Genomic DNA, 17,772 nt, shown 5'->3' with positions numbered 1-17,772 from the left:
AGATTACTTACTTATTAAGTGTCAAGTTCGCCGCTTTCTTTTCACTGATGACTGATGACTGTTTACTGATAACTGAAAAATCTTCCTACTGCCCATCTGCAAAAAAGATTCTCTTGAGTTGTATAATCTCTAAAGGATTAGCGTACTCAAGAAAAAAATTATTTCATGCTCAGAAAAATTAGACTATCATACTTTGGCTTAATTTTAGGCAGTATTTTAACGGTTATCGGGATCATCGGTTATGCCCAAGGTAACGCCACGGTCAATTTAGCGGGTTTTTTCTACGGATTACCTTTATTATTGGGAGGTTTAGCCCTAAAAGCTTCAGAAATCAAACCGATACCCTTCAGTCAACCCACTAGCCCCGAAATCTTGCAATTGCGCCAACAACAGGCTACTGTCACCCAAACCAAACTTCGCAACGATGTCACCCGCTATCGCTACGGACAGGAAGTGCATCTGGATGAAGCCCTAGAAAAGCTGGGATTAAGCCCCACCGACGAGGAAAGACCGACTTTAGTGGGAATTCGTGAAACTGCTGTTGATTCCGCCTATTGTTTCACCCTAGAATTTGAATCGCCCCTTTTACCCCTAGAAAAGTGGCTGGCAAAACAGGAAAAAATTGAAAGATACTTTGGACCAGGAATTAGAGCCGAAATTAAGCAAATTGATGAGGAAAAAATTGATTTATCGCTAATTACTATCCCTAGCGCCTAAATGCTCACGCCTATTCAGTATGGCTTCTTGGCAATCGCTGCGGTGGCTGCCGGCTTAATTAATGCCCTTGCCGGTGGCGGTAGTCTGATTAGTTTTCCGACGCTGATGGCGGTGGGTATCCCACCGGTGATGGCAAATGTGACTAATACCGTCGCTTTATGCCCCGGTTATCTGGGGGCAACCCTCGCCCAAAAAAAAGACCTGCACGGGCAACAAAAACGGATTCAGTTATTGCTACCATCGGCAGTTATTGGCGGCATTATCGGTGGTATTTTGCTGTTAAATAGCAGCGATCAAGTATTTGACCGCCTCATTCCTTTTCTGATTCTTTTAGCGGCGGCTCTATTGGCTTTTCAAGATACTTTACGTTCTTGGTTGCAGCGGCGACAGGGGGACAAAAATGGTCATATACCAGAAATTTTGGCAGTTTTACCCATCGCTCTTGCTTCAATTTATGGTGGTTATTTTGGGGCGGGTTTAGGTGTAATCGAGTTGGCAATTTTGGGCTTGTTTCTCAAGGATAATCTCACGAGATTAAATGCTTTAAAACAGTTGCTTTCTTTGGTGGTTAATGTGGCCGCAGCTTGTTTTTTTCTCTTTTCTAATCAGGTGTATTGGTGGGCGGCGATAGTGGTAGCAATTGGCTCTTTAATTGGGGGTTTATTGGGGGGAAAACTAGCCAGAATTATCTCTCCTAGTGATCTGCGCTGGACGGTGGTAATTCTGAGTATTATTACCGCTATAGTTTATTTTCTTCGTTAACAAACCAAGTTATAGTAGTTATCTTAATGATCAGGGTAGTCTTCCCAAGTTTCTGCCCCACCAATAACAGCACAGAGAGTCAGCGTAATGGTATCAATTAATAAATTTACCTTGATTTTTTCTAATTTAGGAGCTTTGATCGCTAAAAAATGCTGTCCCGTAGTTTTAGGTTTGAGCTTGATTAAATTAATCAGGGGAAAATTATCAATTTTATCCTTCAAAAACCCTAGCATCTATCAGATAACAAATAGATATTTTTTTGACAAAAAACTTAATCTGAGTCAAGATTACGCAGATATTTACGCCACTTGAGGAGATGGGAATGGCAGTTTGAGCATTTGTACTAAAATTTTTAGTATGCAGTTTTAAGGCAGTACAGCTTATTATAGAAAAGGTTGATCGATCAGGTGGCAATATGGCGCAATTTTCTCGCAAAACTCTACTAACCCTTTTTGCTAGTATATTAGTATTATTATCTTCGTTGGCTCCGGCCCAAGCCCTCAGTTACAATAACCGTAATTTGACCGATAACGACTTTGCGGGGCAGGATTTGCGCGATTCCACCTTTGATCACTCTAATCTGCGCGGTAGTAACTTCAGTCATGCCAATCTCGAAGGAGTACGCTTTTTTTCTGCCAACTTGGAGGGGGCTAACTTTAGCGATGCCAATATGAGAAATGTGGATTTAGAATCGGCCCGTTTAACCAAAGTCAACTTTACCAATGCCGTTCTCGAAGGTGCTTTTGCCACTAACATTTTAATCAAAGGTGCAATTATCGACGGGGCGGATTTTACCGATGCAATTATTCGCTCCGATGTGGAAAAATATCTTTGTGAGAGAGCCACGGGAACTAACCCAGTAACCGGCAGAAATACCCGCGATACCCTATTTTGTCCCTGATATCTAACTATGCTGCCCCTAATCGCACTGCCAGGGCTGATCGAACTAGAGCCAGATCGGCCAGAATTCCTGTAAGCTAGTATTCAATTTTTTAACAAAACCTTTAGAATAGACTTTCAAGCCAGTTTAATCGGTCAGTCCCCTCTTGGAAAAAGGAAATTGTAACCATCGTGTCCACCAGTACCCTCGGCAATCAAGACAAAGAGCAGCAGTCCAGTAGTTCCTCCGATAGCTTTCTCCAGGGAGTCTCTAGGGTTGCGGGGGGAACTGTTCTCGGCCTGTTGATGGTATCCACGGCCGTGGTGACGGGGGCTATGGTAGGATTAGCGATCAGTTACCGCAATTTACCCGATGTGAGGATTTTACGGGGTTACGTTCCCACGGAAACCAGTTATATCTACGATGTTAAAGGCAGACCCCTGACCAGCTTACACGGAGAAGCGCATCGGGAAGTGGTGGAACTCGATCAAATCTCTCCCAATCTAAAACGCGCAGTGATGGCGATCGAAGATAGCCATTTTTATCACCATCGTGGTATTAATCCTAATAGTATCGGTCGGGCAGTGGTCGCTAACTGGAAAAGTGGCGGTGTGGTGGAAGGTGCATCTACTATCACCATGCAGTTAGTCAAAAATATCTTTCTTTCCCATCAGCGCACCGTTAGTCGCAAATTAGCCGAGGCGGTCCTGGCAGTACGAGTGGAACAGGTTTTTAGCAAAAATGACATTCTGGAAATGTACCTCAACAATATCTATTGGGGTCATAATAATTACGGAGTACAAACCGCCGCTAAAAGTTATTTCAATAAACCCGCTGCCCAGTTAAATTTAGCAGAATCGGCGATGATGGCCGGATTAATCCAAGCGCCAGAAGTTTATAGTCCTTTTAATAATTATAAAACCGCCAAGGAAAGACAGGCACTGGTTCTCAGTCGGATGCGTAGCTTAGGTTGGATTACCCCCGCACAGGAAAAGGCCGCTTTAAAGGAACCTCTGAAACTGGGTCAACCCACCGCTTGGCAAGAAAGTAAATTACCCTACGTTACCGATGCAGTGGTGGCAGAATTGCGGCAAAAATTTGGCAAAGAAACCCTAACTAAAGGGGGAATGCGGATTCAAACCACGATCGATCTCGACTTTCAAAACATGGCCGAGTCCACCATTCAAAAGGCCTATAATAGCTTGCGTGGTCGCGGTATTCGCACCAAGGACCTACAAATTTCTCTGGTAGCTGTGGATCCCCGCACCCATTTCGTCAAGGCACTCGTCGGTGGCGTTGATTACAATAAAAGTCAATTAAACCGCGCTATTCAATCCCGTCGTCAACCGGGGTCAGCTTTTAAACCTTTTGTTTACTATACTGCCTTCGCTAGTGGTCGTTTTACCCCCGAAACCGTGGTTAATGATGCTCCCGTCCGTTTTCGCGAGGCTGGCGGCTTCTATAGCCCAAAAAACTACGGTGGCGGCTTTTCTGGCCCGGTTTCCCTGCGTAGCGCTCTGGTGCAGTCTCTGAATATTCCCGCAGTTGTTCTCGGTCGTCGTGTCGGGATCAATAAAGTCATTGAAGTCTGTCGTCTGCTGGGTTTCGAGAGTCCTTTAATTGCCGTCACCTCTTTACCGTTGGGATCCGTGGATGTGACTCCACTGGAAATGGCGGGGGCCTACGCTACTTTTGCCAGTAATGGCTGGCATTCTGAGCCTACCTTTATCATGCGTGTTACCGATAGCCGGGGTAACGTCATGCTCGATAATACACCCAAACCGAAGCTAGTTTTAGACCCCTGGGCCACCGCTTCCCTCAATTCTGTCCTACAGGGAGTTATTCAAGGGGGAACAGCCACCTCGGCCCAAATCGGTCGTCCGGCAGCGGGAAAAACCGGTACTACCGATAACGAGAAAAATGTCTGGTTTGTCGGTTATGTTCCCCAATTAGCCACGGCGGTGTGGATTGGAGATGACCAAAACCGCACTTTAGGTAAAGGTATCACCGGTGGTGGTTTTGCCGCTCCCATTTGGCGTGATTTCATGGCACAAGCACTTAAAAATGAACGGGTAGAATATTTTCCCTCTCCCTCCAAATTCCGCAAACCAACAGTTAAGTAGATGGTTAATCTAATTGGTTATGCCTGCGAACATTTTCGTGAAATAGTCAGAATAGTTAAGAAATCGACCGATCTGGTCGATTTTTGCTGAACAATTGAGAGGGCAAATTCTCCTCAAATATACCTGAATCGTGGGTAAGAAACCCAGATAAAGTTCATTTATAATAAAGTCACAAAAAAAACCTTTGCTTGAACCGATGACGACTTCCTTGACTGAGAGTCTCACCCTTGAAGATTTCCTCAAATTGCCATATTTGGAGGATTCTCCAGCATGGGAATACTTGCATGGAGTCGCAATTCAGAAACCCATGCCTAAGACTCGACACTCTATCCTGCAAAAACGTCTTTTAGCTGCGGTTGACAGCCACACTGTTGATTATACAGCCTTACCTGAGTTGCGATGTACCTTCGGCGGGCGTTCGATCGTTCCTGATGTGGCGGTAATTGCATGGAATCGAATTAACCTAAATGAAGCAGGTGAACCGGAGGACGACTTTAGGGAAGCACCTGATTGGACTATCGAAATTCTTTCACCGGATCAAAAGGTAAACCGTGTAATTGACAACATTTTACATTGTTTAAAACATGGCAGTAAATTAGGATGGATGCTTGATCCAGATGATTATTCTGTTTTAATGTTTACTCCCCAACAAGAGCCGAAAGTTTGCAGAGGGGATGACCAGCTTAAGGTAATTGCAGGGGTTGAGTTGACACTGACTCCACAACAAATCTTTGCATGGCTAAAAGTTGGTCAAGCTAGACAAAGTAAGTAGAAGTCTGGGGAGAAGCACGATGACTAACTTGGTCGTTAGAAGAAATTCAATAATAAACGGATTTAGTATAAAATGTCAAAAATTAAAAGTCCCTTGCGCTATCCAGGGGGGAAATCCCGGGCAATTAAGCAAATTCTGCCGCAAATTCCTGTTAATATTAGGGAATATCGAGAACCTTTTTTTGGTGGTGGTTCTGTGTTTTTTGCTGTTAAGCAACTCTTTGAACAACAAATAAAAACCTATTGGATTAATGACTTAAATTATGATTTATATTGTTTCTGGCAATGCGCTCAAGAAAATATTGAGTTATTGGTAGCAAAAATAACAGAAATTAAACAGAAATATGATAGCGGACGAGAATTATTTCAAGATTTGACAAGGGAAGATTTAAAGTTAACCGACTTTGAAAAGGCGGTGCGTTTTTTTATCTTAAATCGGATTACTTTTTCGGGAACAGTGGATTCGGGGGGGTATTCTCAAGCAGCTTTTACCAGTAGATTTACTGATTCATCAATTGCCAGATTAACTCAAATTGCGCCCTTATTAGCATCGGTAAAAATTACTAACCAAGACTACAAAGAATTATTATTTGCTGAGGGAAAAGAAGTTTTTATCTTTCTTGATCCCCCCTACTATAGTGCCACAAAATCCCGTTTGTACGGCGTAAGAGGGAATTTACATACTAGCTTTGATCATCAACGTTTTGCCGATAATATGCGTCAATGTCAGGCTAAATGGTTAATTACCTACGATGATTGTCCAGAGATACGAAAACTCTTTGATTTTGCCCATATTATCGAGTGGAATCTTCAGTATGGTATGAATAATTATAAACAAGGACAGGCAGCAGCGGGGAGAGAATTAATGATCAAAAATTATTAGTGCGATGCCGAAGGCACTGGGTAGCAGTAAGCTAATCTTATGTGTTAGCTTACTGCTGTTACCCAATATACTAAATCCTGTTTAAAAGAGATAGGGGAGAGGGGAGCAGGGAGTGGTTTTTTAAAGTTTGATCGGGAGTTAATCACGCTATTGACAACAGATTTAGTCCTATCTAATATTTAACTCAAATAAATTAAAAAATTGCCTTTTTATGCTTGAGATTCTGACAAATATCCTAGCTTTGCTGGTCAAATTATTCTCAAGTCATGGTTGATTACGACGACAATCTTCTTCGCAAAATCTCGATTATTCTCCTTTCGATCGAGCCTAAAAAAATTTTTTCCCAGTCCTTGACAACTTATGTTAAGTTGATAGTGGCAGTTGCCAGAAATTAACCCCCAGTTCTCGCCTAGGAATTGTTAAGATGAGGAATTTTTTCTCGTCAGTTTCTAGTGGGAGCAATGGAGTTGAAGACGATTACCTGTCCAACTCGATCGCAGTCCTTTGGCAGAGTGACTGACGGATAAGCTCGATCTGTTTGCAGATTTAGCTAGTTTTCTCGTCGCTAGTCATTCAATGATCAATGGGGAAAGGTCGAGCCCACCTAATTTTAACTATCTTCTCTCCTCCCTAATTAAACAATGCCTACCATGACCTTAGTGTTACCAATGGTGTATCTACTGGTGATCTATCTCTTACTAGCGATCGCAAAAAAAGCTAAAATCAACTCCTAATCAGTGATCAGTCATCAGTTATCAGTTGATCGGATTTGAGTTTTAAGTGAGCAGTATTACAGCGTTTCTGTGAAGTATTAGTGTCGGTGCTTCACCTTGACGAGAAAGGCTGTCAATAGCAGTTTCCACTGATTACTGCTCACTGATTACTGCTCACTGAAAGGGCTAACGGCTATAAAACGGGGACAGGCAAATAAACCTTTTCTACCTGAGGAGAAAAACCGAGCCATTGACGAGATAAACGAGCAAAAGTGTCAGGATTACCGCTAACTGCAAAGCTAGTAGGTAGGGGTGTTTCGGGATTTTTTAGCCCTAATAATTCTAGCTCTTTTTCCGCCGATCGGACAACGGCAGCAGCGGGATCTACCAAGCGCACGGAACTAGGTAAAAGACGACGTAAAACCGGGGAAAGATGGCGATAATGGGTACAACCATAGACCAGAGTATCAATATTTTCTGCCAGTAAAGGCTGAAGATATTCTCTAGCTACTTGGGTGGTGTAGGGGTCAAAAATGCGGTTAGCCTCGATCAAAGGGACAAATTCAGGACAGGGAATTTGCCAAACTTGGGCAGTAGGATCGATTTCTTGAATGGCTTGTTTATAGGCATTACTTTTAGCCGTAGCCGGGGTAGAAATCACCCCAATGCGCTTTCCTTGTTTAACGGCAGTTTTGGCACCGGGTAAAATTACCCCCAAAATCGGTAAATCTTTAAATTCGGCCCGTACTTCTTCTAAAGCCAAGGCGGAACTGGTATTACAGGCCATAATCACCATTTTCACCTGGCGCTCGCTCATCCAAGTGAGAATTTCCTGGACAAATTCGATAATTTCCCCTTTAGAACGGGTTCCGTAGGGAAGTCTAGCGGTATCAGCGAAATAGAGAATCGATTCTTGGGGCAGTTGTCGATACAACTCCCTTAAAACGGTCAGTCCACCCACACCACTATCAAACACACCAATCGGACTAAATTGTGATTCTCTCATAGATATCGAGGAAAACGTTGATCTAAAGTAGCTTTATTTGATGATATTAAAACACGGATTTTTTGATTGGTAAACGAATACTCCAATGATTTAATCATTAACGGAGATTTCGTTGAATATATTCAATAATCCCCCTTGCGATCGCCGCAGCCATTTGTCGTTGAAAGTTGGCATTGGCTAATTTAGGAGCATCCTGAGCACCGGTGACGTAACCCACTTCCACGAGGGTAGAGGGCATTTTCGAGGTTCTCAGCACATAAAAACGGGCTCGACGCACCCCCCGATCGCGCATATCGACACTACGGACAATATTGCGATGGATGGTGTCCGATAAGCGGCTATCGCCGAAGTAATAAACTTCCAATCCGTTGACATCTGGTCGTGCTTTCCCCATAGAGTTAGCGTGGATACTGACAAATAGATCCGCATCGATCCGGTTAGCCAGATCCGTGCGACCTTGCAGGGTGACAAAAAAGTCGCTATCCCTAGTTAGACGCACATCGATGCCCTGTTGTTGCAGGATGCGGGTAACTTCTAGGGAAATGGGCAGAATCACGTTTTTTTCCTGAAGGCCACCAATTCCGATCGCACCCGGATCCTTACCACCGTGGCCTGGATCTATAACCACGAGAAAGCGGCCATTGCCTTGTCGAGGAGTATTAGGGGTGGGGTTAGAGGGGCGCGGAGGTGGGTTAAATTGCCCCGTATTGGGGGGTAAAGGGACAGGGATAGTGGTGGAGTCAGGAACTTGGGAAACGGGGCTAGAATTGCGGGAGGAAAGCAATTCTAGGGCTAGGGTTTGACTGTCCGACTGATTGAGTTGACCTAATTGAAACCCTGCTGCGGTCTGTACCAAAATCAGCACCTTATTGGCACTTTCCTGACGTACCCGCAATTGATAGATAGGACTATAGCGACCGAAGCGCGGACCGCGAAAAGACTCGGCTAACTTAGCATTGTCGATGCGTAGTTCATAGACACCATCCCGGTTAACACTGCCGTTAGCTTTCAGGGGTGAATCCGCGCGAATTAACAGGCGATCGTTATTACCCGTCAGATCGATCGAGGAGATCGTGGCCAAACGATTGCTAGAAGGGGGATTATTAGGAGTTTTCGGGGGGGGATTATTAGGAGTTTTCGGGGGGGGATTATTGGGACGGGGATTGGGATTAGTGGCGCTAGTTGGGGGAGGTGAGGAGATATTATCCACGGAACTCAGACCACCCCTAGGCAGTAAAACCAAGCCCCCAAAACGACTATAGAGAGCTTGCCAATCGGGACTATCTTTATTAACACTTAGGGAAATCTTGGCCCGTTGATTGGCAGTCTGACTGAATTGAATATCACCGACCCCATAACGATTGACGGGGATAGTTTGGCCGGTGAGACTGCTGGGTAAAGTGGCACCGGGTAATTCAAATTCGATTTTTTTGCCGTCCCGGCTGCGTTGACTGCGGATCGATCGCTCATCACCATTCTGCTCTAAACGGATAAAAAGACCATTGCGAGTCACCTGAAAATCATCGTTGTTGTCCGTCTGGCTAACTGGAGGTGGGGGAGTGGGACGAGTGGAACCTTGGTTCGGGGTGGAATTGGGTTCAGGGGTGACGGGGGGTTGCGTTTCCTCCCTAATCGGTTGGGGTTCTGGCAGTTCCACTGTCCATTGGGTGGGCGAAATTCCGCGAATTTTTACCTGTTGAGGATCAACGGTGTAGCCGGGGGCTAATTCAATCACTAAACGGGTAGTTTCCGCATCAAATTGACCGATACGGACACTTCTGACGATATTGCCAATGGGCCGGTTAATATTGGGTTGCCCTAACTTGATCCCGGGCAGATCGATCACGATCCTGGTGGGGTTAGTGATCATTTGCGCTCGCGGTTGCACTCGATTGTCGGTGGTGAACACCAGACGATTCTCATTGGTGTCGAATCGCCAAAAGACGAGCTTGCCCGCCCAAGCAGGGGCCGCCACCAGCAACCAAGTTAATGCGCTTAGGAATAACCAATGAAATCTCATGATCGATGCTCCCGTTCCTCAGTTATCAGTTACCTTTTTTCGGTAAAAATGGACGATTTTGTCGATTTTTGGCCATCCATAGCTCCGTTAATGCTTTGAGAATGACTATCAATAAAAACAAGCTTATGGGACGTTGCCATGGTCTGCTATGTTTCTGATCAGTGATCAGGGATTGGGTGTTGAGGTTTTGGGTGTTGGGTGTTGGGGTTTTAGTTGAAATTCCCCTATCTCCCCATCTCCCTATCCTCTAACTCCTAACTCACTGCTCACTGCTCACTGATTGAGGGCTGGCGGTAGGTTCTTTAAATACTAACCTTAACAGGGGCGGAGCGATAAAGGTAGTCAAGATCACCATCATAATAATCGCCGCATCGGTAGCGGCGGATAAAGCACCACTGGCAGCCCCGACTCCAGCAAAGACTAAACCCACTTCACCCCGGGGAATCATACCAACTCCGATCGCCAAGCGATTGAGTTTTTCCTGGCTGAAAACGGCCAACCCCGTCACCACTTTACCCAAAATAGCGACGACAATTAGGAAAGCGGCCAAGACTAATCCTTCTCGATTGCTGGGAATAGCGGGATTAAGGACACTTAAATCGGTTTTTGCCCCCACACAGACGAAAAATATCGGTACAAATAAATCGGCGATCGGGAACACTTGTTCTGCCAATTCCGAGCGCTTTTCCGTTTCCGCTAGGACCAGACCCGCAGCAAAGGAACCGAGAATCGCTTCTAATTGGATAACTTGGGCAATATAGGCAAGAATAAAAGCGAAAATCAGGGAAACTAAGAGCAATTGTCCCCTAGTTTTCATGCTATTAACTAATTGAACGTAAAAGGGGTTTAAAAAACGACCGATCAGGATCGCCCCGACCACAAAAGCGCTAGAACTAATAACTAGATAAATTACTTTGCTAATTTGCACTTCTCCGGTCTTCACCAAAGAAGCAACGACAGCGAGGACGATAATACCGAGAATATCATCGAGAACTGCTGCACCGATGATAATTTGACCTTCTTTCGCCGATAACTTCCCTATTTCTGCTAAAACCTTGGCGGTAATGCCGATACTGGTAGCTGTTAAAGCTGCCCCAGCAAAAATAGCGGCAATGGTGGCCAGATGAAAGATATAGATTAAACCCAAAGTACCCACCAAAAAGGGAACCGCAACCCCCACCACTGCGACAGCAGCTGCCTGTGGACCGACGCGAATTAATTCCTGCAAGTCCGATTCTAAACCGATCTCGAACAGCAGAATAATTACCCCCAATTCCGAGAGGACGGAAATTACCTCACTGGCAGCACTAAAAACGGCGGGAGATTGCTCGGGGGTGAGGGGTGAAGTGGATTCTAGGAAGTGAATTAGCAGAGAATCCTCGAATCCCGCCCCTCCTTCTGGAAAAACCAGTAATTTTAGGGCAGAAACCCCGATAATCACGCCACCGACTAATTCTCCTAACACGGGGGGCAAGTTGAATCGGACGCATATTTCCCCCCCCAGTTTACAGGCGAAATAAATAACGGTCAAACTCAGCAACACGCAGGCTAAAACTAAGGCACTATCAGCAGTTTCGGCCGTAGCTGCCGAGGCTAACAGGGAAAGATTAGGACTCCAATCGGAAGAAAGGAAAGGCTGTAGTATCATCGCTCGCTCAAAATTACTCCCAATACTCTAACAAGCTGGCGGCCTATTCAGTTATTCCCTATCAAAGTTTGCCCTTTGTCTAACTTCTACGAGGGTTCAGCCGCGGCTAGGTGAGGCTAGTTTTTTAATTCTAGGGATTTTTCCTTTTCTCCTGATTCCCAGTAATTGAGCAGAATGGCATTAACTGTATTACCGATCACATTTAATACGGTTTTAAAGCCATCGGTCAAGCGATCGACCCCCGCTACTAAAGCCACTCCCTCTAATGGTAAACCCGCCGCCGATAATACGGTAGTCATGGTAATTAATGCGCTGCCGGGGACTCCAGGGGTACTAAAAGAAACCAATAAACCACTCAGTGCGATCGCTAATAACAAAGAGGGACTTAAAGGAACTCCGTACACCTGAGCGATAAAAAGAGCATTAAATCCCTGTAAAATTGCCGAACCATCGCGTTTTAGTACCGTTCCCAAGGGAATAGCGAAACTGGCGATATCTTCGGGTAAACCATATTCTTGAATTTCCCGCAAAACTACTGGTAAAGCGGCGTTAGAACTAGCAGTACCGAAAGCTAAGGATAAAGATTCCGATAAAGAAGCAAAAAAGCGTCGAGGTTCTCCTTTGAGGGCAAAAAGGAGCAAAACATACACCCCAATCATCAAGGCACTAGCCAAAAACAGACCAAAAACATAGAAAAAAAGTCTCGCCACTAATTCTAATCCCTGGGTGGCGATAACCGAAGCAATCAGGGCAAATACCCCCACAGGTGCTAGATAAAGAATCACCGATAGGATTCTCTCGCTGATTAGATAAAGACTGTCTATCAAGAGAATAAAAGGTTTTGCCCCCTCTTTGGCCAGTCCGATGCCGATACTAAATAAAACTCCCGTCACGATTACCTGTAAAAGATTGCCCCCAGTAAGAGCTTCTAGGGGATTAACCGGGATTAAGCTAATCAGCCAATCTCTCAAGGATACGGGTGTATTGGTGGTAATGGCGGCATTAGTGGCAAATCCCTCTAAACCTATTCCCGGTTTTAATAGCAACGCCGTCGCCATGCCAATTAACAGAGCAAGTGTACTGGTTAGCAGATAGCCAGTCATCAATCTGAGTAAATATCTACCGATCCGCGCCGCATTCTGTACCCGGGTTAATCCTAAAATAAGGGAAGAAAAAACGATCGGCACCACCACAAATTGAATTAAGCGCAGAAAAACCTGTCCCACTGGCGCGAGAATATAGTCATCTAAAGGCAGGATTAGCGTAGGAAAAAAGCCATTCAGCAGCGCACCGAAAACAATTCCCGCAGCGAGGGCGACTAAGATCAGGTTAGATAAATTCATGAGGTTAAGTTGAGAATTCCGAGACTAATTTGGGGTAGTATAGTGTCAATTCAAAAATGAAACGCGTCAGCCTACAGGCTTGACTAGGAAAGGCTCATCAGGTATTGTCCGATCTTTAACAACAAGAAATCAGAGACACTACGGCGGCTTCTCTATACAGACTGAGTCTGAATCCGCCATAATAAGCTACCAACATCTTAACAAAGAGTCGAGGCGGATCGAAACGAAAAGTAAGCGATTAAAAGAGCATACTAATGGACTATTAAGACGGGTGCATCTCACATTTGCAGAAATACCGACAATCGGCAATTATCAGTCATTCTTAAGATAATACATAAGTATTATCCTTCCCTAAAGCATGGATTGAGGGAAAAAATCGGAAATAACAGCCAATTTTAGCAGAGAGTTTACCTTTAAAAATAGCGACTGAGTAGATTTACAAAAATGAGATGCACCCATTAAGACAATTCGTCCCCTAAGGTGAAGAATTTTAAAATCGTTAAACCAGAGGCTCTTCTCGACTTTGTGTGATAAGCCCTGATTATTATTCTTAGAACTCTTGCTAGGCAAGGCTTTGAAGACTATATTTCTGGAAAATTATCCCTATTCTTCTTCCCTCCACACAGAAACCAGAAGAGCCAACCAGAGGAGGTAGAAAGAGACGTAAACTTGATTAACAATCGTCCTCGAAAATGTCTTGACTATCGTACCCAGAATGAGGTATTCTATAAACCTAGATCAGACAGTGATGCAATTCAGACTTGAATTAGCCCAATTTTAACTTATTGAGCAATCATGAAAAAGAATAAATATAAATCAGAATTGGCTTTAATCGCTTTGCTATGGTTTCTTGTTATCAACACTGGAGGTACGGGTATTATAGATACAAGTTTGCGATTACAAATGTCCCATGCTTGGTGGACAAAAGATTCAGAAGTTCAGGTTACTTCCGAAACCAAACCTAAAATGCGTGGAGATATTCGTTTTGGAGTTCTAGGAGTTGATGGAAAGCGTTATATTGCCTATGAACAAGGTCAGTCTTTATTGATGTTACCTGGAGATTTATTAGGGACTTGGCTTCATTACTTGTTTCCCGCTATTCCAGAAAAAAGTTGGCGACAGTTAGCGGTAAGTTTCCTTATTTTTATCCCTTTAAACATTGCTGCCGTTGTTACTTGTTTCTGGTTGCTCAAAGAATTTGGTTTCAATGAGAGAATTGCCCAATTAGGTTCTGTTATCTTTTTTTTGGGTACAACCTTCTTACACTATGCCCAAATACATCAACAGAACAATCAAATCCTTTTATTTGTCATGATAGGTTACGTTGCTGCTTTAGCCTATTCCTTCTCCAAAAATCCAAGCCTAGCTTTTATGAGCGGATTGGCTTTAGGTGGAGCTATGTTAATGAGAATAACAAGTCTAATACACGCTCTATCGGTTTTCCTGTTCTTCTTGAGTTGTCTAATCTATCAATATCGAGAAAGACTTAAGCAAAGTGTACCAGAATTAATCAAAGCAATTGGAATCTGGATTCTTGGTTTTATTCCCTTTACTTTAATAGGGAGACTCTTTGATTACTGGCGCTACGGCAGCTTCTTTATGTCTGGTGCAAAAATGGCACAGATACAATTAACTACCGATCCATTGTGGAATGGAATGCCTAACCTAGAGCCAAACTTTCCCTTTATTGACGCTCATCATGTTGGATTCATCGGTGCTCTTTTCGATCCAGCTAAAAGCATTTTTATTTATGATCCTTTGCTATTACCTTGTTTAGTTATAGTTGCTATTCTTTGGAGAAAAATAAACATATACATTCGTATCTATATCCTAGTCAATATTCTCAATCTTTGTCTACATTTATTAGCCTATTCTCGAGTCTCGTTTTGGGGCGGAGATTTAGCTTGGGGAGCAAGATATCATGTCACCTCTGTGCAATTGCTTTTAATTCCCTTGATTGGCATTTTCCTGCAATCTTTACTATCATATCGAGGGATAAGGAGGAACTTAATGGTGGCAATAATAGCTATTGCCATGGTCATTCAATTAGCCTCCGTCACTATGAACCCGATCATGGAACTATCTCAAAAAAATATAGGCGTACCAGGAACTAGATTGGATTTCCGATTAGGACAAAGGATGATTAATCTGGGATGCTTATTGAATTCATCTCTTCCTCCCTGCCAAAGAGCAACTCCGGAGCAAAGGAAATACCTGAACGCAGAATTTAATCGTATAATTTTTCTACCTTTTAACTGGCTTCATCAAGCCAAGGATATTCCTGTATTTAAAAGTCTAGGAAGAATTTACCTCGTGTTTTGGTTTGGTATTTTAGCTTTAGCTATTTTTAAAACCGCACAAATATTAGCTTTTTCCCCTGAGATAAATAGCAAGAGAGAAGAATTGTAAGACCATAAAGCCCTGCACTTTTTTTGTTTAGTCCACATATATCGAATTGCCACAGCAACCCCATTACCTCGTTGCAATGGTCTCCCTGCCAACCCATTTCCAGAGGTTCTACCTCTTGTGTAACCCATCAGGGAAGGGAAGGAGACCCTCCCCTTTCTCAATAGACCACACCACGGGTGAAATGGCCTACTTGTTACCATTACCCTGCATGGCTAAAACCGCATCGCGCAGTTTATCCGGCACTTCTTGCAGGTGATCCTCATCCCACCGGAAGAAACCGACACCCATAGTCAAAGAACGCAAATCAACGATCAAATCGTGCATTTCCGCTTGGGGGAGATAGGTTGTTATCTGATCCCAACCTTTCCACTCCTCAGAAGCTTCAAAACCCTGAATTTGACCGCGTTTACCACTGATTAACTGTAAAACCTTGGCAGTGTATTCTGAGGGAGCGAGAACCGTCACCGATAGAATTGGTTCTAATAAGACTGGATGACATTTAGGCAGTCCCTCCGTCATCGCTAGACGGGCTGCTTGTTTAAAAGCTTGTTCGGAACTATCGACACTGTGATAGGAACCATCGGTGAGGGTGACATCGATATCCACCACGGGGAAACCCAAAGGACCATGACCGAGATATTCCCGCACTCCCGTTTCCACCCCGGGTATATACTGTTTGGGGACAACACCCCCGACAATGCTTTCATGGAAGTGGAAACCTTCCCCCCGGGCCAGGGGTTTAATATCGAGATATACATCACCAAAAGCACCGTGGCCGCCGGTTTGGTGTTTATAACGTCCGTGGGATTTGGTACTGGTTTTGATCGTTTCCCTGTAGGGAACTTGGGGTAAATGGGTGGTCATCGGTAGATTATACTTGCGTGCTAGGCGATCGAGGGCCACTTGCAGATGAATTTCTCCCTGTCCCCAGAGAATCACTTCTTTAGTATCGCCGTGTTGTTCCCAGTAGAGGGAAGGATCTTCTTCGATCAGTTTCGTCAAAGCTGAACTTAATTTAACTTCATCCTTGCGATTTGCGGCGGCAATAGCGAGAGCAAAGACGGGTTTAAGCTGTAATCCTCTGGGAAGATCGGGTTTTTGACTGCCGCTGCTCACCACTTCTCCGGTGGCGATTCCCTCCAAACGACCGAGAGCGATAATTTCCCCCGCTTGGGCCTGCTGTAGGGGTTGCTGTTGTTGTCCCATGAGACGATAGATACCACCAATCCGCACACCGTTTAAGGCCATGCCATCGTTAAGGGTTCCCTGCCAGATTCGCCCTAGGGAAAGGCGACCGCCCTGGGGAGTAAAATAGGTTTTGAGGATTTGTACCACTGCGTCCCCGTCCGCACCCGGATCGAGACCGCGACGATTGGCGGTAATTGTCGGGGCCGGCGCTTCTTCTACTAAAGCGGTGAGGAGATGACGCACACCATAGTCCCGTTCCGCCATACCGAAGAACACGGGTACTATCTGATCGGCTCCCAGTTCTTGTTTTAAGTCTTGGAGAATTTCTTCCTGGGAGGGGTTAATATCTTCGAGGAGTTCTTCTAAAAGATGATCGTCAAATTCGGCGATCGTTTCTAGCATTTCTTGTCGAGCGATCTGTTCTTCTTCCTTGAGGTGGTCGGGTAAAGGTACAGGATCGGCGGGACTGTTAGGATGGTAATGATAAGCCTGTTCGTTGATTAAATCGATGAATCCGATAATTTCGTTGTTCTGACGGATAGGATATTGCTGGGGAACGAGGGGACGACTAGAAACGGATTTGAGAGCTTGTAGGACTTCGTTAAAGTGACTATTACAGCGATCCATCTTGTTGATGAAGATTAGATGCGGAATTTCCCAATCATCGAGGAATTTTAGCAAGGGAGCCAGGGTGAGAACTCGATCGACCACCGGTTCACAAACGATAATAGCAGCACCGGCCCCGACCAGGGCATTATAGGTTTCACTGGCAAATTCGATCGAACCGGGGCAATCGAGAAAGGTAAAATTTAGGTTTTGGTATTGACTATGGGCAACGGAAACTTCTACACTCATCTGTCGATCCCGCGCTTGCGTGGAACTATCACCGACGGTATTGCGATCGCTGATTTTGCCTTTTCTGGTGATCGCTCCTGTTACGAAAAGTAAACTTTCCAGTAAGGAGGTTTTTCCACTGGAGTAGGGGCCGACAAGGGCCACATTACGGGTGTTTGCTCCGATACTTTGATTCATACAGATACCCCCAACAATGATTTAGTGATTAGTTGTGGCGATTGGGCGATATTTACACTCGATCGCCCTAGTAAATATACTGTCATAGCACTGAAAATTACTCTCAGGACGTATTTAGAAGTGAAAGGCCTGTTTTGCCATAATTTTGCCCAGTGCTACAGGTGTATTCTTTCCTACTCTTCACCCTAACTCAGTCTCAAGCATTACATCCCATTCTCGCAATCTCTTGTAAAATCTCGCCTACTTTTAGTTAAGGAAGTTAAATAAATGTTAACTA

13 protein-coding genes and 1 pseudogene are annotated in these 17,772 nt (G+C 44.4%); 8 read left to right on the top strand and 6 right to left on the bottom strand.

The genetic code is table 11. The features are described from left to right. Positions 1 to 165: 165 nt before the first annotated feature. Together MiAbW_RS09415 and MiAbW_RS09410 are read left to right on the top strand one after the other, a co-directional pair. Positions 166 to 717: a DUF2854 domain-containing protein gene (locus tag MiAbW_RS09415; protein ID WP_151695912.1), complete on the top strand. Its 552-nt coding sequence runs from the start codon at positions 166 to 168 to the stop codon at positions 715 to 717. Further along, complete coding sequence (locus MiAbW_RS09410) at positions 718 to 1,479, top strand: sulfite exporter TauE/SafE family protein (protein WP_151695911.1); 762 nt, start codon at positions 718 to 720, stop codon at positions 1,477 to 1,479. 23 nt (positions 1,480 to 1,502) lie between these two features. On the opposite strand, the gene MiAbW_RS09405 is transcribed toward MiAbW_RS09410, so the two are convergent. Beyond that, positions 1,503 to 1,712: a transposase family protein gene (locus MiAbW_RS09405; protein WP_238707229.1), complete on the bottom strand. Its 210-nt coding sequence runs from the start codon at positions 1,710 to 1,712 to the stop codon at positions 1,503 to 1,505. Between the two features lie 182 nt (positions 1,713 to 1,894). On the opposite strand from MiAbW_RS09405, the gene MiAbW_RS09400 reads away from it, so the two are divergent. The 4 genes from MiAbW_RS09400 to MiAbW_RS09385 all read left to right on the top strand — a co-directional run bounded on the left by MiAbW_RS09400 (position 1,895) and on the right by MiAbW_RS09385 (position 6,136). Next, a complete protein-coding gene (locus tag MiAbW_RS09400) occupies positions 1,895 to 2,380 on the top strand; it encodes a pentapeptide repeat-containing protein (RefSeq protein WP_151695909.1) in 486 nt (161 codons plus the stop codon). A gap of 170 nt (positions 2,381 to 2,550) precedes the next feature. Beyond that, entirely contained in the window at positions 2,551 to 4,482 is a 1,932-nt protein-coding gene (locus MiAbW_RS09395; RefSeq protein WP_151695908.1) for a transglycosylase domain-containing protein, read from the top strand. A 196-nt stretch (positions 4,483 to 4,678) separates the two neighbouring features. Further along, positions 4,679 to 5,254, top strand: coding sequence for a Uma2 family endonuclease (locus MiAbW_RS09390; RefSeq protein WP_151695948.1), 576 nt, complete (start codon positions 4,679 to 4,681; stop codon positions 5,252 to 5,254). Positions 5,255 to 5,326: 72 nt separating this feature from the next. Further along, entirely contained in the window at positions 5,327 to 6,136 is an 810-nt protein-coding gene (locus MiAbW_RS09385) for a DNA adenine methylase (protein WP_151695907.1), read from the top strand. A 906-nt stretch (positions 6,137 to 7,042) separates the two neighbouring features. On the opposite strand, the gene murI is transcribed toward MiAbW_RS09385, so the two are convergent. From murI to MiAbW_RS09365, 4 genes are all read right to left on the bottom strand, one after another. After that, entirely contained in the window at positions 7,043 to 7,855 is an 813-nt protein-coding gene (gene murI / locus MiAbW_RS09380) for a glutamate racemase (protein ID WP_151695906.1), read from the bottom strand. Positions 7,856 to 7,952: 97 nt separating this feature from the next. Then, a complete protein-coding gene (locus MiAbW_RS09375) occupies positions 7,953 to 9,875 on the bottom strand; it encodes an N-acetylmuramoyl-L-alanine amidase (RefSeq protein WP_151695905.1) in 1,923 nt (640 codons plus the stop codon). 259 nt (positions 9,876 to 10,134) lie between these two features. Then, complete coding sequence (locus MiAbW_RS09370) at positions 10,135 to 11,523, bottom strand: cation:proton antiporter (protein ID WP_151695904.1); 1,389 nt, start codon at positions 11,521 to 11,523, stop codon at positions 10,135 to 10,137. A gap of 116 nt (positions 11,524 to 11,639) precedes the next feature. Continuing rightward, a complete protein-coding gene (locus tag MiAbW_RS09365; protein WP_151695903.1) occupies positions 11,640 to 12,866 on the bottom strand; it encodes a dicarboxylate/amino acid:cation symporter in 1,227 nt (408 codons plus the stop codon). 597 nt (positions 12,867 to 13,463) lie between these two features. On the opposite strand from MiAbW_RS09365, the pseudogene MiAbW_RS20005 reads away from it, so the two are divergent. Further along, a pseudogene (locus MiAbW_RS20005) lies at positions 13,464 to 13,631 on the top strand (IS30 family transposase); the annotation flags it as partial. Positions 13,632 to 13,661: 30 nt separating this feature from the next. Next, positions 13,662 to 15,275: a hypothetical protein gene (locus tag MiAbW_RS09355; protein ID WP_151695902.1), complete on the top strand. Its 1,614-nt coding sequence runs from the start codon at positions 13,662 to 13,664 to the stop codon at positions 15,273 to 15,275. Positions 15,276 to 15,461: 186 nt separating this feature from the next. Here MiAbW_RS09355 and MiAbW_RS09345 read toward each other — a convergent pair whose 3' ends face one another. Beyond that, positions 15,462 to 17,495: an elongation factor G gene (locus MiAbW_RS09345; RefSeq protein WP_151695900.1), complete on the bottom strand. Its 2,034-nt coding sequence runs from the start codon at positions 17,493 to 17,495 to the stop codon at positions 15,462 to 15,464. Between the last annotated feature and the right edge of the window lie 277 nt (positions 17,496 to 17,772).

Source organism: Microcystis aeruginosa NIES-4325, from assembly GCF_008974145.1.
In the GTDB taxonomy this organism is placed as follows: domain Bacteria; phylum Cyanobacteriota; class Cyanobacteriia; order Cyanobacteriales; family Microcystaceae; genus Microcystis; species Microcystis aeruginosa_G.
Note: the sequence above shows the minus strand (reverse complement) of the source record. Positions and strands in the feature narration are given on the sequence as shown.